This is a genomic window from Pseudoxanthomonas sp. YR558, assembly GCF_900116385.1.
In the GTDB taxonomy this organism is placed as follows: domain Bacteria; phylum Pseudomonadota; class Gammaproteobacteria; order Xanthomonadales; family Xanthomonadaceae; genus Pseudoxanthomonas_A.
This window is the reverse complement of sequence record NZ_FPCI01000002.1, coordinates 228544-251378: the sequence shown is the minus strand read 5'-3', so window position 1 is coordinate 251378 and position 22835 is coordinate 228544. Positions and strand designations below refer to the sequence as shown.

General features: G+C 66.8%; 14 protein-coding genes, 1 tRNA gene and 1 pseudogene. 6 read left to right on the top strand and 10 right to left on the bottom strand.

Features of this window, described 5'->3' with window-relative positions; all coding sequences use genetic code 11:
- The first annotated feature begins 42 nt into the window (after positions 1 to 42).
- Entirely contained in the window at positions 43 to 1938 is a 1896-nt protein-coding gene (locus BM365_RS12680) for an EAL domain-containing protein (RefSeq protein WP_093489916.1), read from the top strand.
- 2 nt (positions 1939 to 1940) lie between these two features.
- The gene (locus BM365_RS12675; protein ID WP_233210805.1) at positions 1941 to 4418 is read left to right on the top strand and encodes an ATP-binding protein; all 2478 of its coding nucleotides are present in this window, start codon (positions 1941 to 1943) and stop codon (positions 4416 to 4418) included.
- Here BM365_RS12675 and bfr read toward each other — a convergent pair.
- From bfr to BM365_RS12660, 3 genes and pseudogenes are all read right to left on the bottom strand, one after another.
- Complete coding sequence (gene bfr, locus BM365_RS12670) at positions 4385 to 4861, bottom strand: bacterioferritin (RefSeq protein WP_093490773.1); 477 nt, start codon at positions 4859 to 4861, stop codon at positions 4385 to 4387. The genes BM365_RS12675 and bfr overlap by 34 nt on opposite strands.
- Before the next feature lie 117 nt (positions 4862 to 4978).
- Complete coding sequence (locus tag BM365_RS12665; RefSeq protein WP_093489915.1) at positions 4979 to 5191, bottom strand: (2Fe-2S)-binding protein; 213 nt, start codon at positions 5189 to 5191, stop codon at positions 4979 to 4981.
- Between the two features lie 183 nt (positions 5192 to 5374).
- Positions 5375 to 5854 (bottom strand): annotated as a pseudogene (locus tag BM365_RS12660) (RNA pyrophosphohydrolase); the annotation flags it as partial.
- A 116-nt stretch (positions 5855 to 5970) separates the two neighbouring features.
- Here BM365_RS12660 and BM365_RS12655 point away from each other — a divergent pair.
- From BM365_RS12655 to BM365_RS12640, 4 genes are all read left to right on the top strand, one after another.
- Positions 5971 to 6047 (top strand) — tRNA-Met (locus tag BM365_RS12655).
- Positions 6048 to 6259: 212 nt separating this feature from the next.
- Entirely contained in the window at positions 6260 to 6754 is a 495-nt protein-coding gene (locus BM365_RS12650; RefSeq protein WP_093490772.1) for a hypothetical protein, read from the top strand.
- Positions 6754 to 7353, top strand: coding sequence for a TetR/AcrR family transcriptional regulator (locus BM365_RS12645; protein WP_093489913.1), 600 nt, complete (start codon positions 6754 to 6756; stop codon positions 7351 to 7353). Before BM365_RS12650 ends, BM365_RS12645 begins: the two co-directional genes overlap by 1 nt.
- 161 nt (positions 7354 to 7514) lie before the next feature.
- Entirely contained in the window at positions 7515 to 8939 is a 1425-nt protein-coding gene (locus tag BM365_RS12640) for a nicotinate phosphoribosyltransferase (RefSeq protein WP_093489912.1), read from the top strand.
- Between the two features lie 15 nt (positions 8940 to 8954).
- On the opposite strand, the gene BM365_RS12635 is transcribed toward BM365_RS12640, so the two are convergent.
- The 7 genes from BM365_RS12635 to BM365_RS12605 form a co-directional block, all read right to left on the bottom strand.
- Positions 8955 to 10517 (bottom strand): sodium/sugar symporter, encoded by a 1563-nt coding sequence (locus tag BM365_RS12635; RefSeq protein ID WP_093489911.1) that lies wholly within the window; start codon positions 10515 to 10517, stop codon positions 8955 to 8957.
- Positions 10518 to 10590: 73 nt separating this feature from the next.
- Positions 10591 to 13152 (bottom strand): glycoside hydrolase family 3 protein, encoded by a 2562-nt coding sequence (locus BM365_RS12630; RefSeq protein WP_175502091.1) that lies wholly within the window; start codon positions 13150 to 13152, stop codon positions 10591 to 10593.
- Complete coding sequence (locus BM365_RS12625; RefSeq protein ID WP_093489910.1) at positions 13149 to 14558, bottom strand: sugar porter family MFS transporter; 1410 nt, start codon at positions 14556 to 14558, stop codon at positions 13149 to 13151. The genes BM365_RS12630 and BM365_RS12625 overlap by 4 nt, the downstream gene beginning before the upstream one ends.
- Positions 14559 to 14604: 46 nt before the next feature.
- Complete coding sequence (gene xylA / locus BM365_RS12620) at positions 14605 to 15939, bottom strand: xylose isomerase (protein ID WP_093489909.1); 1335 nt, start codon at positions 15937 to 15939, stop codon at positions 14605 to 14607.
- 44 nt (positions 15940 to 15983) lie between these two features.
- A complete protein-coding gene (gene xylB, locus BM365_RS12615) occupies positions 15984 to 17477 on the bottom strand; it encodes a xylulokinase (RefSeq protein WP_093489908.1) in 1494 nt (497 codons plus the stop codon).
- Positions 17478 to 17490: 13 nt separating this feature from the next.
- Positions 17491 to 19896: a glycoside hydrolase family 95 protein gene (locus BM365_RS12610; protein ID WP_093489907.1), complete on the bottom strand. Its 2406-nt coding sequence runs from the start codon at positions 19894 to 19896 to the stop codon at positions 17491 to 17493.
- 61 nt (positions 19897 to 19957) lie between these two features.
- Positions 19958 to 22804, bottom strand: a complete 2847-nt coding sequence (locus BM365_RS12605; RefSeq protein WP_093490770.1) for a TIM-barrel domain-containing protein — start codon at positions 22802 to 22804, stop codon at positions 19958 to 19960.
- Between the last annotated feature and the right edge of the window lie 31 nt (positions 22805 to 22835).

Genomic DNA, 22835 nt, shown 5'->3' with positions numbered 1-22835 from the left:
GTGAACTTCATCGCATAATGGGGCTCAGCTTGGGGAAGCCTGATGTCCGCCATCGATTCCACGTCCCGCATGCAGGATGAGCCGCCGCGCTCGCGCCTGCGTGCCGAAACCCCACCGGCGCACTATTGGCGACGTTGGGCGGGCGATGCCGCCCCGGAGGACGAGGACCTGCCCGGAGCCGGAGAGCCCGTCGAGATGACCCCACCGACCCCCACACCCGTCTCCGCCGCCCCGACGTCGCCTACCGCACCGCCCGCCCCGGCGACGAGCGACACCGCCACCCCGCCACCGCCCGTCGATCCGGAATCGCCGTACCGCGTGATGATCGTCGAGGATGACCGCGGGCAGGCCTTGTTCGCGCAGAGCGTGCTGCATGGCGCCGGCATGCAGGCCGAAGTGCAGATGCAGTCCGACGGCGTGCTCGATGCGATGCGTCGATTCCATCCGGACCTGGTCCTGATGGATCTGCACATGCCGGGCAAAGACGGCATGTCGTTGACGATGTTGATCCGCCAGCAGCCCGAATACCTGCACCTGCCGATCGTCTTCCTCACCGGCGATCCGGACCCGGAGCGCCAGTTCGAAGTGCTGGAAAGCGGCGCGGACGACTTCCTCAACAAGCCGATCCGGCCACGACACCTGATCGCCGCCGTCTCCAATCGCATCCTCCGCTCGCGCCAGCGCCAGCAAGCGCTCCCGCGCGCGACGTTGAATACGGAAACCGGCCTGCCCACGCGTACGTTCGTGCTGCAGCAGCTCACCGACAGCCTGCAACGCAACGCGGGCGGCGGCCTGTTCTTCATCGAAGTCAGCAGCGCACTGAGCCTTCGCGAGCGTTACGGCTACGCCGTGTTCGAGCACCTGATGAACCAGGCCGGCCGCCAACTCGCCGCCGCCGCGTCGCCGCATCCGGTCGCACGCCTGAACGACAACAGCTTCCTTATGCTCGCCGACACGGTCGACGAAGGCACGCTGGTCGCGCTCGCTCAACAACTGCGCGACGGCCTGACGGCCCACGATTTCCAGGCTCGCGCGAACGAGTCACTGAAGCTGCGCGGTTCGGTCGGTTATACCGCGCTGTCGCTTGGCTTCGCCGATGCGGGCAGCGCGCTCGAAGCGACCGAACGCGCCGTGCTGCAGGCCCGCCTGAAGCCGGAAAGCCTCGCCGCTTACGAACCTGCGCAGGTCGACGAGGACGCACCGAGCATTTCGCTCGAGGACGGCCAGTTCGAACTCGCCTACCAGCCGATCGTCGCCGTCGCCGGCAGCGACCAGGCGCAATACCAGGTACTGCTGCGCATGCGCCAGGCCGACGGGTCGCTGATACCGGCCTCGCAGGTCATCCCGGCGGCGGAATCGGCCGGCGGCATCGCGCAGATCGACCATTGGGTGCTGGAACATGCGCTCTACGTGCTGGCCGAACGCCAAGCAGAGGGCCCTTCCCTGCGCCTATTCGTGTCCCAGTCGCCGCGCTCTCTGGCGCGTGACTCGCACGCGCAGTGGCTGCTGGATGCACTGCGTGCGCGCGGCATCGAAGGCACGTCGCTGGTCATCGACCTTCGCCTGGCCGATGCGCTGATCCACACCGTCACGCTGCGCCAGTTCTGCCAGCAGCTCATGCCAGCGGGCGTGCAGTTCTGCCTGAGCCAGTTCGAGCCCGGTACCGAGGCCGATGCCCTGCTCACGCAGCTGCCCCTTGGCTTCGTCCGCGTGTCCAGCAAATACGCCAGTGCGCACGCCGACCCGGTGCTGCGCGACCAGCTGCGCGGCGTCATCGATGCCGCCCATCGCCAGGGGCTGCAGGTGATCGGCCAGCAGATCGAGGATCCGCAGGCCGCCGCGGCCATGTGGATGGGCGGTGTCGACTTCATCCAGGGCAACCTGGTGCAAGCCGTCGGCAGCGAACTCGGCTTCGACTTCCACAACGCGGTGCTGTAAGCATGCCCGCCGCGGGGCGCACACCGGTGATGCCCTGGCTGACGACGGCGCTCGCCGCCGCCACGGTCGCCGCCGGCGGCCTGCACACGGCGGGCATCGATGGCCCCTGGTTGCCGGTGGCGCTCGGTGCCGGCGGCGCCACGCTCGCCACTGCACTGGCCGAGGCACTGCGTGCCCGCGTGCAGGCGCACCGGCACACGGGCGTGCAGGCGCGCGCTGCGATGGCAGAGTCCGAACGGGACGGTTTGCGCCGCGACCTGCAACGGCACGATCAGTTGGAACAGGAACTCGTGCGCGCCAAGCAAGCCGCCGAATCCGCGGCGATGGCCAAGGGCGAGTTCCTCGCCACGATGAGCCACGAGATCCGCACGCCACTCAACGGCATCGTGCCAATGCTGGAGATGCTGTCGCGCGCGCCGCTGGCGCCGGATCAGCGCGAGATGCTGGCGACCGCCACCGCTTCGTCGCACCAGTTGTTGCGCATCGTCGACGACATCCTCGATTACTCCAAACTCGAGGCCAACAAACTCGACCTCGAGATAACGGGCTTCAACCTGCGCGAACTGCTGGATAGCGTGCTGCAGTTGATGTATCGCCCGGCCGAGAACAAGGGCCTGAAACTGAGCCTGCAGCTCGACCCAGCGGTACGCCTGCCGGTACGCGGGGATCCGGTGCGTTTGCGCCAGGTGCTGACCAACCTGGTCGGCAACGCCATCAAGTTCACCGATCGCGGTTCCGTCACCTTGGTCGTGCGCCGGCTCGGCGAGACTGCCGCACAGCACCTGCTGCGCTTCGAGGTCCGCGACACCGGCATCGGCATCGACGAAGACGCGCGCGGTCGCCTGTTCCATTCCTTCAGCCAAGCCGATGCCTCGACCACGCGTCTGTACGGCGGCACCGGCCTGGGCCTGGCGATCTGCCGACGCATCGTCGACCTGATGGGCGGCCGCATCGACGTCGTATCGGAAGTAGGCCGAGGCTCGACGTTCTGGTTCGAGGCCCCGCTGATGAAGGTCATCGGCGACCTGCGCCAGCGCGACAACGGCGCACTGGACCACGGGCGCGTTCTCATCGTTTCGCCTGATGCAAGGCTGCGGCAGCGCCTCACCCTGCTGGTCACCAACTGGGGCATGCAGCCCGTCGCCGTAGAAACCACCCAGGAAGCGCTGGACCGTCTCCGCTTGGTATCCGAGCAGGCACAGCAGGATTACCTGGCCGTGCTGGCCGACATCAGCGGCATCCGCAGCACGGCGCTCGCGCTGCACCGCGCGATCACGCGCCGTCCGCTGCCGGACTCGCTGCGCCTGGTGTGGCTGTACGGCGATGAGACCGTGCCCACCGAACTTCACGCACGTGCGACCTCGCTTTCGCGTCAGTCGCCGGATGCCGACCTGCGCGCCGCGCTGACCGGTGCCGCGCCCGAGCGCGATCAGGAAGTGGAAGCACCGATGGTGGAGGAAATTTTCCCAGTGACCTCCGGGCCGCATATTCCAGAAACCGCCACGCCGGCGTTCGCAACGACGCCGGTCATCGCCGAAGCCGCACCTGAAATCCCCTCGCAACCCGAACCGGCCGTCGTCAGCGCCATGCGGATCGAGCCCCGACTCCTGTTGGTGGAAGACAATCCGGTCAATCTACTGGTGGCGCAAAAGCTGCTCTCCGCGCTCGGTTTCGAGTGCGAAACGGCGGCCAACGGTGACATTGCGCTAAAGCGCATGCAGGTGGAGCACTTCGACCTGGTGCTGATGGACTGCCAGATGCCGGTGCTGGACGGCTATGCGGCGACGCGCCGCTGGCGCGAGATCGAAACCGAGCGTGCGACCGGCGGGCGTCTGCCGATCGTCGCGATGACGGCCAATGCCATGGCCGGCGACCGGCAGCGCTGCCTCGACGCCGGCATGGACGACTACCTCGCCAAGCCGGTGTCGCGCGAACAACTGGAGGGCTGCCTCAATCGCTGGCTGCCCGACCGGATGAACTTCGTGTTGCGCAACGCTGCGCTCGCTGCGCCTGTCGAGCCGGCGCCCGTTGCGCCAGCGGTGGCCACAGCGCGTGCACCGGCACCGAGCTTCCCGGTGCTGGACCAGACGATGCTGGAAGAACTCCGTGAGATCGCCGGCGACGAAACCGCCCGCATCATTACGGTGTTCCTCGAGGATGCGCCGCGCCTGATCGCCACGCTCGAGAAGGCAGCCGCAATTCCCGATCTGGATGCCATGCGCGATGCCGCGCACACGCTGAAATCCTCCAGCGCCAATGTCGGCGCGATGGCACTGTCGGCCGCCGCCAAGCGCGTAGAGCTCGGCGCACGCGCGCGCAAGCTGGAGCGCCCGGCCGTGGCCGTGGCGCTGGTCATCGCGGAATATGCGCGCGCCCGGATGGCGCTACAGGGCTACGCTGCACAGCAGTTGGGTAGGCCGCTGATCCCGCAGCCTGCCACGACGCCTCAGTCGTCGCCTTCGAGCTTGGTCAGCAGGTAGTTCGGTTCACCGATACGATCGATCACCGACAGCTGCGTCTCCAGCCAGTCGATGTGCTCTTCCTCGGAATCGAGGATGTCGGCGAACAGCTTGCGGCTGACGTAATCGGCCACCGATTCGCAGTACTTGATGGCATCGCGCAGCAGCGGCAGGGCTTCCTGCTCCAATGCCAGGTCGCACTCGAGGATCTCGCGCGGCGTCTCGCCAATACGCAGCTTGCCCAACGCCTGAAAATTCGGCAGACCATCGAGGAACAGGATGCGCTCCGACAGCTTGTCGGCATGCTTCATCTCGTCGATGGATTCCTTGTACTCGTGTTCGGCCAACTCCTTGAAGCCCCAGTTCTTCAGCATCTTGGCGTGCAGGAAGTACTGGTTGATCGCAGTGAGCTCGTTGTAGAGCGCCTTGTTGAGGTACTCGATGACCTTGGCGTCGCCTTTCATGGCCATGCTCCGTGGGAGGAAGGACGGCAAAGGTTAGCCCGTGCAAACGCTCCATGACGGAACGCGAATCGTGATCATTGCGGAGGAGCGATGCCGCCGACGGACGGTTGCCGCGAATCAGGCGGCGTGGGACAGCGTCAGGATCGGGAACAAGGATTCTCGCGGCGCCGGCTGCGCGGCCTGCAACACATCCATCGCCATGTCGAGGCAGCTGCCGCAGTTGGCGCCGGCACCCGTCCTCATCGTCAGCTCGGCCACGGTCGTGCAGCCAGTGGTGGCGGCTTCACGGATCTGGCGTTCGGTCACGCCATTGCAGATGCAGACGTACACGTTAGGGAGCGGATGCGACGGACCCAGAGTGGCCCGGCCCTATTGCACCCAAAATGAGAATGATTGTCAATTCTGGGCGGGCTCGCTCCCACCATCCCGTTTACGTCCGGGCCGACTACGGCCCCGCCGGCGGGCAATCTCCTGCGGCCGCACGGACGGCAGCGGCGGGGGAATGGCCTGGACCCCCGCCACGCCACGCGCGAACGGCGCGAGATGGCCGAGGGCACTGGCGTAGACGCGACGCTTGAACAGGACCACATGCTCGACGGGGTACCAGAAATCCACCCACCGCCAATGGTCGAACTCGGGGCTCTCGGTCAGGTCCAGGCGCAAATGCGCCTCGTCCCCCAGAAGACGCAACAGGAACCAGACCTGCTTCTGGCCGATACAGACCTGACGCTCGTTCCGGCGCACCGCCCGAGGCGGAAGCCGGTAGCGCAGCCAGCCGGGCGTGACAGCCAACACCTCGACATGTTCGGGCAACAGGCCGGTTTCTTCGCGCAACTCGCGGTACATGGCCTCGACCGGCGTCTCGTCCGTGTTCATGCCGCCTTGCGGGAACTGCCAGCCATCCCGGCGCACCCGTCGCGCCCAGAACACCCGACCATCCGGCCGCATCAACACGATACCGACGTTGGGTCGGTAGCCGTCCGGATCGATCACGATGCGGACTCCTGAAATCTACTGCCACTGACTCTGCCACGCCCCGTCGGAAGCGACAAGCACGAGCCGCCCGGTTGACATGGAGGGGGTGGAAATGAAGAATACGCGGTTCACGCGGCTATGTAGCTCAGCCGGTTAGAGCACAGCACTCATAATGCTGGGGTCGGTGGTTCGAGTCCACCCATAGCCACCAGATTTCCAAACGAAATCAACGCGTTGAAGAAACCCGCCACGAGGCGGGTTTTTTGTTGGCGTGTTTGCCCGTATCACATGCGCCGCGCCGCCCTCGATCGATGCTCTGACTACTGAAGTTACAACCCGGCCGCCTCGCTGGTTCATCTTGAGATATTGACTACCTACCTATTGGTAGGTAGATTTTCAGTTCCTCACTTAGAAAGGATGTCCATGGGCATTTCAGCGATCGGCTGGCTCCACACGCTGGGAAGCCTCCCCGCGATCCCGCTCGCGGTTTACATGCTGGCCAAGCACGGCAGGATCGCGCCTGAGACCAAGGCCGGTCGCGCGTACTTCTGGTTCATGCTGTTGGGCGTGTTGACGGTCTATCCCATCGCGCACCAGCCGGTGAGCTCCATCGTCGCCACCATCACCCTGACGTTCCTCCTGGTTGGATACGGCATCGCGCTATGGCGGCCAGCCAAACGGCTGTGGACGTATCTCCAGACGATCTCGCTGAGCATCACCGTCTTCTTGTTGATGGTGCCGACGGTGAGTGAAAGTCTGCGCCGGCTTCCTGTCGGCGATCCGCTGGTGACAGACTTGAAGGACCCGCTGCTCCTGGGTGTCCAGGGCGCGCTCTTCTTGGCGCTTATCGTAGGCATCCCGTTGCAGGTACATGCGCTGTATAAGCAGCGCCTCAATAGAGATCAGGTAGCCCGTTGATGTCTTCCGTCGATGCCCAGCCCCAGTATTCGCCGAAGGCCCAAGAGATCATCCAGCGGACCAACGAGCTGTTGGCTTCTGGTGGCTACAACGGATTCAGCTATGCGGACATCGCCGAGCTTGTGGACGTCAGAAAGGCCAGCATTCACCACCATTTCCCCGCGAAGGTGGACTTGGTCAAGGCGACCGTTGCCCAGCATCGACACGCCATGCGGCGAGGACTGCAGGCACTTACGGAATCGATTCCCGACCCCTATGCGCGACTAATCGCCTATAGCCGCTATTGGGCCGACTGCATCCAAGAGTCGAATCCTCCCATCTGCATCTGTGCACTTCTTGCGGCCGAGTTGCCGACCATCCCGGCAGAGGTCGCCGTGGAGGTCACGGGCCACTTCAATGATCTGCAGGCCTGGCTCGCACAAACCATCACGGAGGGCGCGACGAAGGGCGTCATGCGCCTGACGGAAGCACCTGCGGGAGAAGCCGCGATGTTCATGGCCTCGATCCACGGAGCGATGCTCTCGGCACGAGCTACCGGCGACGCGTCGCTGTTCTGGCAGATCGCGAAGCTTTCGACGGACCGCTTGAAGGTTCAGTAGTCCGCTCTGTGCGACCTCCAGACGCGCACCGGCTTCAAGCAGGCTTAACGGCCTGCACGTCGGCAGTGCCGTCCGACAGCCCGCCTTGAGCAGTTTTTGGAAAGGATGAAACACACGGCGGCGACTGCGACACTGGCAGCCCCCCGTCGCGGAACCCGCATATGCAGGGCCTCGCCAATCTGCTGCTCAACACCGATAGCTACAAAGCCAGCCATTGGCTGCAATACCCACCTGGCACCGACGCCACGTTCTTCTATGTGGAGTCACGAGGTGGCATCCACGATCGCACCGTGTTCTTCGGCCTGCAGGCCATCCTGAAGGAATATCTCGCCACGCCCGTCACGCATGCCGACGTCGATGAGGCGCGCGATGTCTTCGCGGCGCATGGCGAACCCTTCAACGAAGCGGGATGGCGCGACATCATCGATCGCCGCGGCGGTCATCTGCCGATCCGTATCCGCGCGGTACCGGAAGGCACGGTGGTGTCCACCCATGAAGCGCTGATGACGATCGAATCGACGGACCCCCAGGCCTTCTGGGTGCCCTCGTATCTGGAGACGATGCTACTGCGCATCTGGTACCCGATCACGGTGGCGACGATCAGCTGGCATGCCAAGCAGACGATCCGCCAGTTCCTGGAGCGCACCAGCGACGACCCCGTGGGCCAGCTGCCCTTCAAGCTGCACGACTTCGGCGCCCGCGGCGTGTCCAGCCTGGAGTCTGCCGCCATCGGCGGCGCTGCGCACCTGGTCAACTTCCTGGGCACCGACACCGTGTCGGGCCTGATGCTGGCGAGGGCGCACTACCACGAGCCGATGGCGGGCTATTCGATCCCCGCCGCCGAGCACAGCACGATCACCAGCTGGGGGCGCGAGAACGAGGTCGAGGCGTATCGCAACATGCTGCGGCAGTTCGCCAAACCCGGCTCGATCGTCGCGGTGGTGTCGGACAGCTACGACATCTTCCACGCCATCCGGGAGCACTGGGGCACCACGCTGAAGCAGGACGTGATCGATTCCGGCGCCACCGTGGTCATCCGTCCCGACTCGGGCGATCCGGTCGCCGTGGTCCACCAGTGTCTGGAACTGCTGGACGAGGCCTTCGGCCATACCGTCAATGGCAGGGGCTACAAGGTGTTGAACCATGTCCGGGTGATCCAGGGCGACGGCATCAATCCCACCAGCATCCGCGCCATCCTCGAGCGCATCACCAGCGCCGGCTACGCCACCGACAACCTCGCCTTCGGCATGGGCGGCGCACTGCTGCAGCGCCTGGACCGCGACACCCAGAAGTTCGCGCTCAAGTGCTCGGCCGCACGCGTGAACGGCGAATGGATCGACGTGTACAAGGACCCGGTCACCGACAAGGGCAAGCAGAGCAAGCGTGGCCGCATGACGCTGCTGCGGCACCGCGAATACGGCGGCTTCCGCACGGTGCCGGTGCCGGCGACGGCCGCATCGCTCGATGAGGTGGAAAAGCCCGTGGGCTACGACGACGGGATGGTCACCGTCTGGGAAGACGGGCGCCTGGTACGCGACTGGACGTTCGCCGAGATCCGCGCACGCGCCGAGGCGGCGCGGCTGTAGGGGTCCAGTGCTTCCTCACCAGAACACCGCGTACAACGCCGTGAGGATCGCCAGCACCGCGACGGCGCCGATGTTGAATACGCCACTCGTGCGGTAGTCGACATCGCGCGTCTGGATGATGTCCTTTTCCGGCGCATGCGGCGTCGCCAGCGAGACGACGACGGCCAGCGCCAGCGCCAGCAGGAACACCAGGCCGACGCGATCGATGAAGGGCAGTGCCGGCCATGCCAGCTTCAGCACGATGGACAGCGCGAACGAACCGATCGCCGCCGCCAGCGCGCCGGCCTCGTTGGCGCGCTTCCAGAACAGGCCCAGCACGAAGATCACCACGATGCCCGGGGTGAAGAAGCCGGTGTATTCCTGGATGTACTGGAACGCCTGGTCGAAGCTGCCGAGGAGCGGTTTGGCCGCGAGGATGCCGAGCACGACGGTCACGACCGCGGCGATGCGGCCCACGCGCACCAGCGTGGCCTCGCTGTGCTGGCGTTTGCCCTTGGCGTAGAAATCCAGGGTGAAGATCGTCGCCACGGAATTGATCTTCGATGCCAGCGACGCGACGATCGCCGCCACCAATGCGGCGAACACCAGGCCGAGGATGCCGGTTGGCAGCAGCCGCATCATCGTCGGATAGGCCTGGTCGGGCTTGTCCAGGCCCGGCGCCAGCATCACCGCGGCGATGCCGGGCAGCACGACGATCACCGGCATCAGGAGCTTGAGGAAGGCGGCGAACAACACACCCTTCTGCGCCTCGCCGATGTCCTTCGCCGCGAGCGCGCGCTGGATGATGTACTGGTTGAAGCCCCAGTAGCTGATGTTCATGATCCACATGCCGCCGATCAGCACGCTGAGGCCCGGCAGGTCCTTGTAGAACGGGTTGTCCTTGTCGAGGATCATCTCGAAATGGCCCGGTTGCGCGGCCCAGAGCTTGTGGAAGCCGGCGACGACACCCGCGCCCTCGCCCAGCTCGTTGAGCGTGAGGCCCGCGACCAGCAGGCCGCCCAGCACCAGCAGCGATACCTGCACGATGTCGGTCAGCGCGACCGCCTTCAACCCACCGTAGAGCTGGTACAGCAGCGCGAACACGCCGATCAGCACCACCGCCAGCATCTGGTCCATGCCGGTGACCTGCGACACCGCGATGGCGCCCAGCCACAGGATCGAGGTGACGTTGACGAACACGTACAGCCCCAGCCAGAACACGGCCATCAACGTGCGGATGCGCGTGCCGTACCGCTGCTCGAGGAACTGCGGCATCGTGTAGATGCCGTTGCGGAGGAATACCGGCAGGAACCACTTGCCGACGATCAGCAGCGTGGCCGCCGCCATCCATTCGTACGACGCGATGGCCAGGCCGATGGCGTAGCCGGAACCGGACATGCCGATGATCTGTTCGGCCGAGATGTTGGCCGCGATCAGCGACGCGCCGATGGCCCACCACGGCAACGACTTGCTGGCGAGGAAGTAGTCCTTCGCGTCCTTGGTGTGCCCGGCCTTCTCGCGCGACACCCATTGCGCAAGCACGAAGATGCCGGCCAGGTAGGCCAGCACGATGGCGATATCCAGTCCCGACAGTGTCATCCCGCTCCCCTTCCCCGTTCGTTCGCCATCGCAGGAGATCCGGACGCACGTGCGCCCGGATCACCCATCGTGGTCAGCGTGCGCAGTCCACGGTCTGTTCCGCCTGGTCCAGCGCGCCCAGCGCCACGCGCGACACCGAAATCGTCATCGTCCCCGCGGTACCGACGGACCACGGACGATCCAGCTTGGCGACATCGGCACCCGCCTTGGCCAGGCACTTCAGCGGCACGCCGACGCGCGTCCACTGGCCGGCGGGCAATTTCGCCAGCGTCGGTGCGAGCGCCACGCGCGCGGTGCATCCGGTGCCGCAGCCGACCGACAACCAGGCGTCGCCGCTGGGCGCGGCATCCACGCGCAACGTGGTCAACAGCATCACGTCGCCGTTGCTTTCGCGCTGCAGGTCGAGCGCCGTGTGCGACTGCAACGCCGCGACCGCCTCGCCCTTGCCCGACCAGGCCAGACGGCGCGCGTCCTCCTGTGCCTGATGATCCACGCCGGTGACCTTCAACAGCTCGCCGTCGAGCGCTTCCGGCACCTTGGTGACCGTCACGCCCTGCCCATCCACGCCTTCGAGCCGCAACGCCATGCCGGAACCGGCATCGCCGCGCGCGAAGAACACACCGGTCGCCCCTTCGTCGCCGCTCACGCCGGAGTCTTCCGGCAACGCGGCCAGGTCGCCCTTGTCGGCGTAGGTCAGGCCGAAGCCGAACGCGAACAGCGGGTCGTAGCCTTCCTGTCCCACGTTGTTGGCGTACTGCGTGGCCGTGCGCGGCCAGCTGAAGCTCAGCTTGCCCTTGAAGTCGTGCTGCACGCCACCGTCAGCCTTGCGCAACAGCACGTCGGCGATGCCCGCGCCTTCCGAACCCGGCAACCACGCTGCCACGAACGCATCGGCCGCGTTGATCTCGCGGTTCATCCACAGCGGGCGCCCGCTTAGGAACACCGCCACCACCGGAATACCCTCGGCCTTCAGCCGCTTGATCAACGCCAGGTCCGCGTCGTCGCCCGGCTTGTACAACAGCGTCTGCAGGTCGCCCTGGAACTCCGCGTACGGGTTCTCGCCGAACACGACCACCGCCACGTCGGGCTTCTGCGTGTACTTGCCGTCGATGGCGAGGATCGCCTCGCCCCCCGCCGCCTTCGCCTGCTGCGCGATGCCTTCGTAGATCGAGTCCGCGTTCGGGAAGTCCTTGCGCGTGGTGCCCGTGCCCTGCCAGTTGAGCGTCCAGCCGCCGGCCTGCTTGCCGACATCGTTCGCGCCGTCGCCGGCGACCAGGATGCGCTGCTTCGGCGCCAACGGCAGCACGCCACCGGCGTTCTTCAGCAGCACCAGCGATTCGCGCACGGCCTGGCGTGCGACGTCGCGGTGTTCCGCCGAACCGAGCAGTGCGAACTGCCCACCCACCGCGCGCGTCGACGGCTTGCCCGCCTCGAACAGACCCAGGCGGAACTTCACCCGCAGGATGCGACGCACCGCCTCGTCCAGCCGTTCCTGGCTGATCGTGCCGGCCTTCACCGCCGCGAGCGTGGTCTCGTAGAAACCCTTCCAGCTGTCCGACGCCATCGCCATGTCGAGGCCGGCGTTGATCGTCGCCGGGCAATCGGTGTTGGTGCAGCCCTTCACCTGGCCGTGGCCGTTCCAGTCGCCGACCACGAAACCGCCGAACTGCATGCGGCCCTTCAGCGCGTCGGTCAGGTACGGCTTGTTGCCGTGCATCTTCTCGCCGTTGACGCTGTTGAACGAGGCCATCACCGTCTGCGCGCCGGCCGCGATCGCCGGCGGATAGCCGGCGCCATGGATGCGCACCAGGTCGGCTTCGCTGATCTTCGTATCGCCCTGGTCCTTGCCGTTGGTGGTGCCGCCATCGCCGAGGAAGTGCTTCACCGAGGCGATCACGTGGCGGCCGTCGAGGAAGCCGGGCGTGCCGACCTTGCCCTGCAGGCCCTCGACCATCGCGCCGGCGTAACTGGCCACGATCTCGGGCGATTCCGAATAGCCTTCGTACGAACGGCCCCAGCGGTCGTCCTGCGGCACCGCCACGGTCGGCGCGAACGCCCACTCCATGCCGGTGGTGCGCGTTTCCAGCGCGGTGACCTCGCCGATCCGGCGCAGCAGCTCCGGATTGCGCGTCGCACCCAAGCCGATGTTGTGAGGGAACAGCGTGGCGCCGACGATATTGCTCTGCCCGTGTACGGCATCGATGCCGAAGATCACCGGGATCGCCTTGCCGCCCTGCGACGTGTCCATCGATGCGTCGTAGAAGGCGTCGGCGAGCGCCAGCCACTCGGCCGGTGACGCGTCGTAGCGCCCGCCGGGATCGGAGTTGCCGCCGGCCAGGATCGAGCCGAGCCGGTACTTGCGCACGTCGTCCGGTGTGATGCTGGCGATATCGCCCTGCACCAGCTGGCCGACCTTCTCCTCCACCGTCATCGTGGCGATCAGGTCGGTGATGCGCTTCTCGAGCGCCGCGTCCTCCGCCAGCGGCCAGGCGACCTGCGGCCACGGATTGGCGTCGGCGGCGGTCGCGGGTGCGGCCGCCTTGTCGTCGCCCTTGCAGGCGACCAGCGCCAGCATCAGGGCGGTCACCAGCGCGCCGGTGCGCGCGAGGGAAGTGCGCGGGGTCATCGTCTTCATCCTTCCATCTGCTCCAGTTCTTTGCCCTTGGTCTCGTGCACGTACTTCAACACGAAAAAGACCGAGATGACCGCCGATACCAGATAGATGCTGTAGGTCGCGGCCAGGCCGATGGCGGCCAGCAGGATCGGGAAGGTCACCGTGACCGCGAAGTTCGACGTCCACTGCGCCGCGCCGGCCACGGCCAACGCCGAGCCGCGGATCTGGTTGGGGAACATCTCGCCCAGCATCACCCACATCACCGGGCCCCAGGAGATGTTGAAGAACACCACGTAAGCATTGGCGGCCACCAGCGCCAGCGTGCCCATGCCTTCGGGCAGCTGCAGGTGGCCATCGACCAGCGAGCCGCTGGCGAACGCCCAGACCACCAGCGCCAGCGACACCGCCATGCCGGCCGAGCCGATCCACAGCAGCGGCTTGCGGCCGATGCGGTCGATCAGCAGCACGGTGACGATGCAGGCGCCGATGCTGAGCGCGCCGGACAACACGTTGATGGCCAGCGCATCGTTCTCGGAGAAGCCCACGGCCTGCCACAGCACCGCGCCGTAATAGAAGACCACGTTGATGCCGACTAGTTGCTGGAACGTCGCCAGGCCGATGCCGACCCAGACGATGGGGCGGATCTTGCCGGTCGTCTTGTTCTTCAAATCGGAGAGCTGCGGGCGATGGTGGTCGGCCGACAGCGACGCGTCGATCTCGGCCAGCTTGGCCTGTGCCTCGGCCCCACCGAACAGCCGCGTCAGCACACGCAGCGCTTCGTCTTTGCGACGCTTCACCACCAGGTAGCGCGGGCTTTCCGGAATGGTCAGCAGCAACACCAGGAAGATCACCGACGGCACCGCCTGCATCCAGAACATCCAGCGCCACGCGGCATGGCCGCCCCACAGCGCTTCGGTCGAGGCACCCGCCTTGGCGGCGAGCAGGTAGTTGGACAGGAACGCCGCGGTCAGGCCGCTGATGATCGCGATCTGCTGCACCGTGGCGAGCCGGCCGCGATAGCGCGCCGGCGCGACCTCGGCGATGTAGGCCGGCGAGATCACGCTGGCTGCGCCCACGGCGAAACCGCCGATCACGCGCGCGATGACGAACACGACCGATGAGGTCGCCGCACCTGCGCCGATCGCCGAAAGCAGGAACAGCACGGCCGAAATGATCAACACGTTGCGCCGGCCGAGGCTGTCCGCCAACCGCCCCGCGCTGAACGCGCCGACCGCGCAACCGAGCAGCATCGAGGCCACCTCGAAACCGAGGCCCGCCTTGGTGGAACCGAATGCCTGCTGCAGGCCGTCCACGGTGCCGTTGATGACGCCGCTGTCGAACCCGAACAGGAATCCGCCGATCGTCGCCACCACGCTGATCAGCACGATCAGCTTGGTGTTCTCGCCCCCGGTCATCGCCTGGTTCATTGCTATCCCCTTCCTCGAATCGTGTTGTCGTTGCGACCTGCCGCGCTCAGCGCAGCAGGTACTGGTTGAGCAGGTTTTCGTAACGCTCCTGCTTGCCGCTGGCCTGCCTGGGTTCGCCCTGCGCGGCGGCCAGCGACGCCAGATCGGCCAGGCCCAACGCACCGGTCTCGAAGTCCTTGCCCTTGCCGCTGTCGAAGCTGGCGTAGCGCTCCTTGCGCCACTGTTCCCAGGGCGACTCGGTCAGCAGCGCGTGCGCCACTTCCAGGCCGCGCGCGAACGCGTCCATGCCGCCGATGTGGGCGATGAACAGGTCTTCCAGGTCGGTCGATTCACGGCGCACCTTGGCATCGAAGTTCAACCCGCCCTCCAGCCCGCCCTGGCGCAGCACCACCAGCATCGCGCCGACGGTGTCGTACAGGTCGGTGGGGAACTGGTCGGTGTCCCAGCCGTTCTGCGCATTGCCGCGGTTGGCGTCGATGCTGCCCAGAAGCCCGTGGTCGGAGGCCACCTGCAGGTCGTGCTCGAAGGTGTGGCCCGACAGCGTGGCGTGATTGGCCTCGATGTTGAGCTTGAAGTCCTTTTCCAGCCCATGCTCCTTCAGGAACCCGGCCACGGTGGCGCTGTCGAAGTCGTATTGGTGCTTCATCGGCTCCATCGGCTTGGGCTCGATCAGGAAGTTGCCCTTCAACCCGATGCTGCGGCCGTAGTCGCGCGCCACCGTCAGGAAGCGGGCGAAGTGCGCCACTTCGCGCTTCATGTCGGTGTTGACCAGCGAGGCATAGCCCTCGCGGCCGCCCCAGAACACGTAGTGCTCACCACCCAGCTCGACCGTGGCTTCCAGCGCCGCCTTCACCTGCACCGCGGCACGCGCCACGACGGCGAAGTCCGGATTGGTCGAGGCGCCATTCATGTAGCGCGGATGCGAGAACAGGTTGGCCGTGCCCCACAGCAGCTTGATGCCGGTCGCGTCCTGGCGCGCTTTCGCCAGGCCCACCATGTGCTTGAGGTTCTTCTCGTACTGGCCGATGTCCTCGGCATCCGGGGCCAGGTCGATGTCGTGGAAGCACCAGTAAGGCACGCCCAGCTTGGTGAAGAACTCGAACGCGGCATCGACCTTGGCTTCGGCCGTGGCCATCGGCGAGCCGGCTTCCCACGGGAAGTGGCGCGTGCCCGGGCCGAACGGGTCATGGCCTGCGTTGCAGAACGTATGCCAGTAGCAGACCGCGAAGCGCAGATGCTCCTGCATGGTCTTGCCACCGATCTTCTTCTGCGCGTCGTAGACCTTGAACGCCAGCGGGTTGTCCGAGCCGCGCCCTTCGAAGGGGATGCGGCCGATGCCGGGGAAGTATTCCTGGGCGCCGATGAAGGGCTGCGTGCTCATGAGGCGGTGTTCCTGTGGTTGTGCGAGGTGTCGCGTGGGGAACGTCAGCCGCGTTGCAGCGGGGTGACGGCATCGAGGTAGCGGAGGAAGCGGGTGTAGGCCGTGGCATACGCGTGCGCGCGCTCCGGGTCGGGGCGCGTGGACAGCGCGGGATCGGTCGCCACGTGCGCACGGGCGATGTCGGCGATGGAGGCCGCATCGCCATCGGCACGGCCGAGCGCCCACAGCGCCTGCAGTGCCGCACCGAAAGCGGCGCCTTCCGACTGCACCGGCACATCGACCGGCAGGCCGAACACATCGGCCACCAGCTGGCGCCACGCCGCACTGTTGCTGCCGCCGCCGGTCAGCACGATGCGCTCGAAGCGCATGCCGGCGCGCACGAAGGCATCGAAGCCGTACTTCAGGCTGTAGGTCGCCCCTTCCATCGCCGCGCGGTAGGTGTGCGCCGGGGTCATGTTGGTCGGGTCCATCCCGGCCAGCACGCCCTTGCCGTGCGGCAGGTCCGGGGTTCGCTCACCGTTGAGGAAGGGCAGCATCACCAGCCCGTCCGCGCCGGGCGGCGTGGCGATCAGGTGGGCATCGCCTTCGCGCGTGCTGAAGCTGAAGGCCTTCGCTACCTGTTCGGTGGCGACGGTGCAGTTCATCGTGCAGATCAGCGGCAGCCAGCCGCCGGTGGAGGAACAGAACGCAGCCCAGGCACCGTCGGGATCGACGACCGGCACATCCGAGTAGGCGAACAGCGTGCCCGAGGTGCCCAGGCTCATCGCCAGGCGGCCTTCCTCCACGCAGCCGGTACCGATGGCCGCCATCATGTTGTCGCCGCCACCGACGGCGACCTTCGCCGTGGCTGGCACACCCAGTCGCGCCGCCATGGCCGGATCGATGTCGAACAGCGCGTCGGGCGCCGCGATCGGCGGCAGGCACGCGGCCAGGTCGCGGTCCGCATCGGTCGCGTGCAGGAGTTCCTTCGACCACGTGCGCGTGCGCACATCGAACCAACCCGTGCCGGAGGCATCGCCCCATTCGCAGAAGCGCTCGCCGGTGAGGACGAAGTTGAGGTAGTCGTGGGGCAGCAGGATCGTCGCCAGCCGGGCGTAAGCCTCGGGGCGATGCGTCTTCGTCCACGGCAGCTTCGAGGCGGTGTAGCCGGCGAGGATGGGATTGCCTGCCAGCGCGATGGTTTGGGCCGCACCGCCGACCGCGTCCATGATCTGCGCGCACTCGGCCGTGGTGCTGGTGTCGCACCATAGCTTCGCCGGGGCGAGCACCTCACCGGCGGCATCCACCGGCACGAAACCATGTTGCTGGCCCGAGACCGCCAACGCCGCAATGCGCGCACGCACGGCAGGATCGATGCGGTCGAAGCAGGCCTGCATCGCCGCGACCCACTCGGCAGGATGCTGCTCGCGGCTGCCATCGTCGCCGCTGGTCAGGCCAAGCGGCACGCTGGCGCTGGCCACGATAGCCCGCGCCGCGGCGTCGTACACCACCACCTTCACGCTCTGCGTGCCTGCATCGATGCCGGCGACAAGGCTCATGCTGTTTCCTTCTTCATGCGCGCACCAGCGCGCCATTGCGCAGCCGCACCGTGGCCGAGGCCCCGGCGGCGAGTTCGATGTCGAGCGTCTGGTCCGCATGGACCAATGCGTAGCGACCACCCTTGTCCGAGTGCAACGTCGCGTGCGCCAGCCGTCCTGCCTTCCAGTTGAGGTCCAGTCGCGCGGCATTGCGCACGCGCACACCTTCGAGTTCGCCGTCGCGCCATGACGACGGCAGCGCGGGCAGCAGGAAGATCGATCCGCCCCAGCTCTGCACCAGCATCTCGACGATGCCGGCGGCGCCACCGAAGTTGCCGTCGATCTGGAACGGCGGGTGCGCGTCGAACAGGTTCGGGTAGCTGCGCTGCGGCGACAGCAGCATGCGCAGGATCTTCAAGCTGTGCTCACCATCCCACAGGCGCGCCCAGAAGTTCAGCCGCCACGCGATGCCCCAGCCGGTGGCCTCGTCGCCTCGGATTTCCAGCGTGCGCTTCGCCGCGCGCGCGAGTTCGGGCGTGTCGCGCAGGTTGATCTGCGCACTCGGGTGCAGGCCGTAGAGGTGCGAGATGTGGCGGTGGTGGAGCTCGGGCGCCAGCGTGTCCCAGTCCTGCTGCCACTCCTGCAGCTGTCCGGCCTTGCCGATCCGGTTGGGCGGCAGCTGCGCGGTCAGCTCGGTCAGGCGCGCGGCGAAATCGGCGTCCACGCCGAGCACGCGCGCCGCTTCGATGCACTGGCCGAACAGGTCGCGCAGGATCTGCGCATCCATGGTCGGGCCGGCGCAGATCGCCGCGCCGAAGGGATGTTCGTTCTCCGGCGACAGCGACGGCACGGTGACCTTGTGGCCGGTCTGCGGATCGTCCTGCAGCGTGTCGACGAAGAACTGCGCGGCGCCCTTGAACAGCGGCCAGACCTGCTTCAGGTAGTCCGGATCGCGCCCGTAGTCCCAGCGGTCCCACAGCGCCTGCAGCAGCCACGCCCCACCGGTCGGCCACAACGCCCAGCGCGCGCCATCCGGCGGCGTGGCGGCGCGCCACAGGTCGGTGTTGTTGTGGAGCATCCAGCCGTCGGCGCCGTACATGTCGCGGGCGACGCCGGCACCGGTCTGCGCCAGTTCCTCCAGCATGCGCTGCAAGGGTTCGACGCACTCTCCCAGACCGTTCTGCTCGGCCGGCCAGTAGTTCATCTCGGTATTGATGTTGACCGTGTACTTGCTCTCCCACGGCGGATCCATCAGGTCGTTCCAGATGCCCTGCAGGTTGGCGGGCTGGCTGCCCGGCCGCGAGCTGCAGATCAGCAAGTAGCGCCCGTACGCGTGATACAGCGACACCAGCGCGGGATCGTTGCCCTGCGCGAAGGCCGCGATGCGTTCATCCGTTGGCAGGTCTGCGGCGGGGGTACGGCCCAGGTCCAGCCGCACACGCTGGAACAGGCGGCGGTGCTCGGCGAGATGCTCGGCGAGCACGCGATCGAACGCCTTGCCCTTCACCCGTGCCAGCTGCGTGGCGGTGATCGCGTCGGGATCTCCGCCGACATCGTCGTGCGCCACATGGCTGGTCGCCGCGACGATACGCAGTTCGAGTTCGCGCACGCCATCGAAGGCGATCTGCTCCTGCTCCACCCTCAGCTGGCCCTCGCGGTGCGCGACCTGCAGGCGGAAGGCGAAGCGCAGGCGGCCTTCGATGCCGTGCTTGCCGACGTTGCGACCGCTGACGTGCCAGCCGCCGTCGACGACCCGCGTGGTCGTCGCATGTTCGTTGCCGGTGCGTATCCGGCCGATCATCGCGTCGCCGCCTTCGACGGTGTAGCGCACGACGATGCACTGGTCGACCGGCGAGACGAATACCTCACGCCGGTGCACACCGTTGCCGACACGGAACGTGGTGCGCGCGACGGCGGCATCGAGATCCAGCTCGCGCCGGTAATCGGCCACGCCGTCCAGGCGGTCGAACTGCAGCCACAGGTTGCCCAGCGGCTGGTAGGCCATCTGTTTCACCGGCCGCGAGATCAGCGTGTCGTCGGCCAGCGCGGCAGCTTCCGCGTAACGGCCCGCGAAGATCAGCGCGCGTACCTGCGGCAGTCCCTCGCGCGCTTTCGGATTCACTGCCGAATACGGCCCGCCCGCGTACAGCGTGTCCTCGTTGAGCTGCAGGCGCTCGTGCGCCACGCCGCCGAAGACCATCGCACCCAGCCGGCCGTTGCCGACGGGCAGCGCCTCCACCCAGACCCGCGCTGGCTGGCGATACCAGAGCCGCAGGTCCTGTGCCGTCGCCGCATTGGCCGCGACGGCGTCGGACCGGCCCGGCAATGCCACGACCACCGCACCCGCCGCCACACCCTTGAACAGCGTGCGGCGCGCGGGATCGCGTGGCCCGGCGTCGACGGCGACCGGCAACGTGCCGGGGCGCGGGGACTGCTTCATCCGGCCCTCCCGGACAGGTTTTGTCTACCGGTTACCATGGTGCCGCTCGGCCACGCGCCTGTCATCGTGCAGTGCGGGGAGAACGCACGACCTGCGCCTTGCCGTCGTAGCGGACGGTGACGTCGCCCTGCGGTTCCAGCGTGCCGGCATCGGCGCGCGGACCGTCGATGAAGCGCACGCGCACCTCGCGCGACGCGACCATGCCGGGATAGCGCCCTTCGCGTGCACCGATGCGCAGCTCGCCGCTCTTCTCATCCCACGCCAACGGAATGCGGCTGGATTCGCCGCGTTCGTAGCCGTAGCTGCGGCCGTTGTCCTCGTACAGCGAGAACCTGCCGTCGGCGCCGGTGTAGACCTCGATCGTCAGCGGCGCATCGGGCTTCTCATCCACGAACTGCTGGACCACGGTGCGCGGCACGATGGCGCCGGCACGGACGAACAGCGGCATGCGCTGCAGCGGTGCGGCCGCCTCGATCGTCTGGCCGCCGTCGTAGCGCTTGCCGGTCTCGAAGTCGATCCAGCTCGTGCCTGCGGGCAGGTAGACCGGACGCGTGGTCGCCTTGAACGTCGTCACCGGCGCGACCAGGAACGCGGGACCGAACAGGTACTGGTCGGCGATGTCGCGCACCTTGGGGTCGGACGGGAAATCCATCGCCAGGGTGCGCAGCAGGGTGCCGTCCTGGTGGTAGGTGTCGCCGGCCAGCGTGTAGATATAGGGCAGCAGCGTGTAACGCAGCTTCAGGTAATGGACGAAGCTGTCGTAGTGCGGCGAACCTTCCGGCGCGATTTCCCAGATCTCGCGGTACGGGAACTGGCCGTGCAGACGGAAGATCGGCACGAACGCGCCGTGCTGGAACCAGCGCAAGCTCAGTTCGCGCCATTCGGCCAGGTGCGCGGGGTCCTTGTTCTCGTAACGCTTCTCCGGCGAGAAACCGCCGATGTCGAAGCTGACGTTGGGCGCACCCGCCATCGAGGCATTGACCAGACCGGAGATCTGCTCGCGCAGGTCATCCCAGCGCGGCACGATGTCGCCGCTCCAGAACGCCGCACCGGCGCGCTGCTGGCCCGCGAAGAACGCGCGCGACAGGATGAAGACGCGCTTGTCGGGATCCTGCTCGCGCGAGCCGCGGTACACGCCTTCGGAATGCACCAGCGGATACGAGTTGAAGAACTCCGTCGACGGGCCCAGCGACGTCGGCGTGGTGCGTGCCTTGCGCTCGCCGATGTCGATGTTGCTGTGCAGGTCCGGCTCGCTGGCGTCCAGCCACCAGGCATCAAAGCCTTTCGCGTTGAGCTTGCCGTTGACCTGGCGCCAGAAGATGTCCTGCGCCTCCTTCGAATACGGGTCATAGAAGGAGTTGAGGTAGCCCTTGCCGATCCAGTCCAGCTCGCCCACCTCGACATTGCGGTGGTACATGTGGCCGGCGGCGTCGAGTTCCTTGTAGTTCGCGGTGGTCGGATAGAACTTCGGCCACACCGAAATCATGATCTGCGCGTGCTGGTCGTGGACGTGTTCGACCATGCCTTCCGGATCCGGGAAGTTCTTCGCATCGAAATCGTGCGAACCCCAGGCGTCTTCCGGCCAGTACGACCAGTCGAGCACGATGGCGTCGATCGGCAGCTTGCGCTTGCGGTACTCGTCCAGCGCGCCAGTCAGTTCAGCCTGGGTCTTGTAGCGCTCGCGGCTCTGCCAGAAACCGTACGACCACTTCGGCAGCAGCACGGCCTTGCCGGTCAGCGTGCGGTAGCCGGCCAGCACCCGGTCGGCGTCGTCGCCGGCGACCACGTAGTAGTCGATGGCCTGCGCGGCCTCGGACCAGATCGACAGGTCCTTCGCCTCATCGGCCGGCAGCGGATCGCGATGCAGCAACGCGATGTACGCCGGCTCGATGCGGTCCCACACCAGCTTGACCTTGTGCCGCTGGCCGGCCTTCATCTCCAGCGCGAACTCGTGGTGCCACGGGTTCCAGTTTTGGCGCCAGCGGTCGAGCACCAGTTTGCCGTCGACGTAGAGCTTGGCGTATTCGCTGTTGTACAGCGAAAAGGTGTGGCGACCGTCGCTGCGCGCCGCGATCTCGCCTTCCCACACCACGTCGCTGCGACCGCCGGTGGCGAGGTTTTTCCCCTTCGCCGGGAAGTTCGCCAGGTCCTTGATGTACTGGTAATTCACTTCGCTTTCGCGACGCTCGACCACCTGCTTGCCGTTGACGGTGTAGCGCGCCGTCAGCGCGCCCGCCTTGCCCTGCGCGTCGAACAGGTCCAGCGACGCGCCCAGCGGCTGCAGGCCACGCGGATCGCCGTAGCGGGTGATCGCGTTGCTGTCCCAGAGGATGCCGTAGTGGCGCGTGGAGACGAGATAGGGAATCGCCTTGTCGATGTTGTGCTGGAGCAGTTCGACATCGCGGCCCTTGAGGTTCATCCAGCCCTGCTGGTGCAGGCCGGTGCCGTAGAAAGCCTCATCGTCGGGGGATTCGAAGCGCTGGCGGATGGCGTAGTAATCCTTGCCCTCGACCTTGGCCGGCGTGAACGTGCGCGCACGCTCGGCCAACAGCGGCTTGCCGTCGGCGTCGAAGAAGCTGACCTGGCCCGTGCGCGCATCGACCTTCGCCGAGATGCCCTGGGTGCTGACCGTCACCTGCCCGCCGGATTCGCCCACCTTCACCGCCGGCGGTGCGCCGGTCTTCGCGCGCATCAGACTGGGCGTGCGCGCGAAATCGCCATCGGGGTCGGCCATCACGCGCAGGATGCCCGGCGCGACCGCTTCTACCTTCACGTCGGCGGCGGCCACATCGACCGGCCGTACGATCACGCCGTGGTCGATTTTCTCGACGGCGTCCTGCCCCGCGGCGTTGGCGCCCGTGGCGGCCAGGGCCAGCAGCGGCACCGTCAACGTCTTCAAGTAACCCATCGTTTGCTCCTCGTTCGGGCGCGTGGGCACC

Excerpts from the sequence above, each read along its gene's own strand:
- BM365_RS12680 (WP_093489916.1), top strand. The coding sequence starts at position 43 with ATGTCCGCCATCGATTCCACGTCCCGCATGCAGGATGAGCCGCCGCGC.
- BM365_RS12625 (WP_093489910.1), bottom strand. The coding sequence starts at position 14,558 with ATGAACCAGGCGATGACCGGGGGCGAGAACACCAAGCTGATCGTGCTG.
- BM365_RS12635 (WP_093489911.1), bottom strand. The coding sequence starts at position 10,517 with ATGACACTGTCGGGACTGGATATCGCCATCGTGCTGGCCTACCTGGCC.
- xylA (WP_093489909.1), bottom strand. The coding sequence starts at position 15,939 with ATGAGCACGCAGCCCTTCATCGGCGCCCAGGAATACTTCCCCGGCATC.
- bfr (WP_093490773.1), bottom strand. The coding sequence starts at position 4,861 with ATGAAAGGCGACGCCAAGGTCATCGAGTACCTCAACAAGGCGCTCTAC.
- BM365_RS12645 (WP_093489913.1), top strand. The coding sequence starts at position 6,754 with ATGTCTTCCGTCGATGCCCAGCCCCAGTATTCGCCGAAGGCCCAAGAG.
- BM365_RS12605 (WP_093490770.1), bottom strand. The coding sequence starts at position 22,804 with ATGGGTTACTTGAAGACGTTGACGGTGCCGCTGCTGGCCCTGGCCGCC.
- BM365_RS12630 (WP_175502091.1), bottom strand. The coding sequence starts at position 13,152 with ATGAAGACGATGACCCCGCGCACTTCCCTCGCGCGCACCGGCGCGCTG.
- BM365_RS12650 (WP_093490772.1), top strand. The coding sequence starts at position 6,260 with ATGGGCATTTCAGCGATCGGCTGGCTCCACACGCTGGGAAGCCTCCCC.
- BM365_RS12610 (WP_093489907.1), bottom strand. The coding sequence starts at position 19,896 with ATGAAGCAGTCCCCGCGCCCCGGCACGTTGCCGGTCGCCGTCGACGCC.
- BM365_RS12640 (WP_093489912.1), top strand. The coding sequence starts at position 7,515 with ATGCAGGGCCTCGCCAATCTGCTGCTCAACACCGATAGCTACAAAGCC.
- xylB (WP_093489908.1), bottom strand. The coding sequence starts at position 17,477 with ATGAGCCTTGTCGCCGGCATCGATGCAGGCACGCAGAGCGTGAAGGTG.
- BM365_RS12675 (WP_233210805.1), top strand. The coding sequence starts at position 1,941 with ATGCCCGCCGCGGGGCGCACACCGGTGATGCCCTGGCTGACGACGGCG.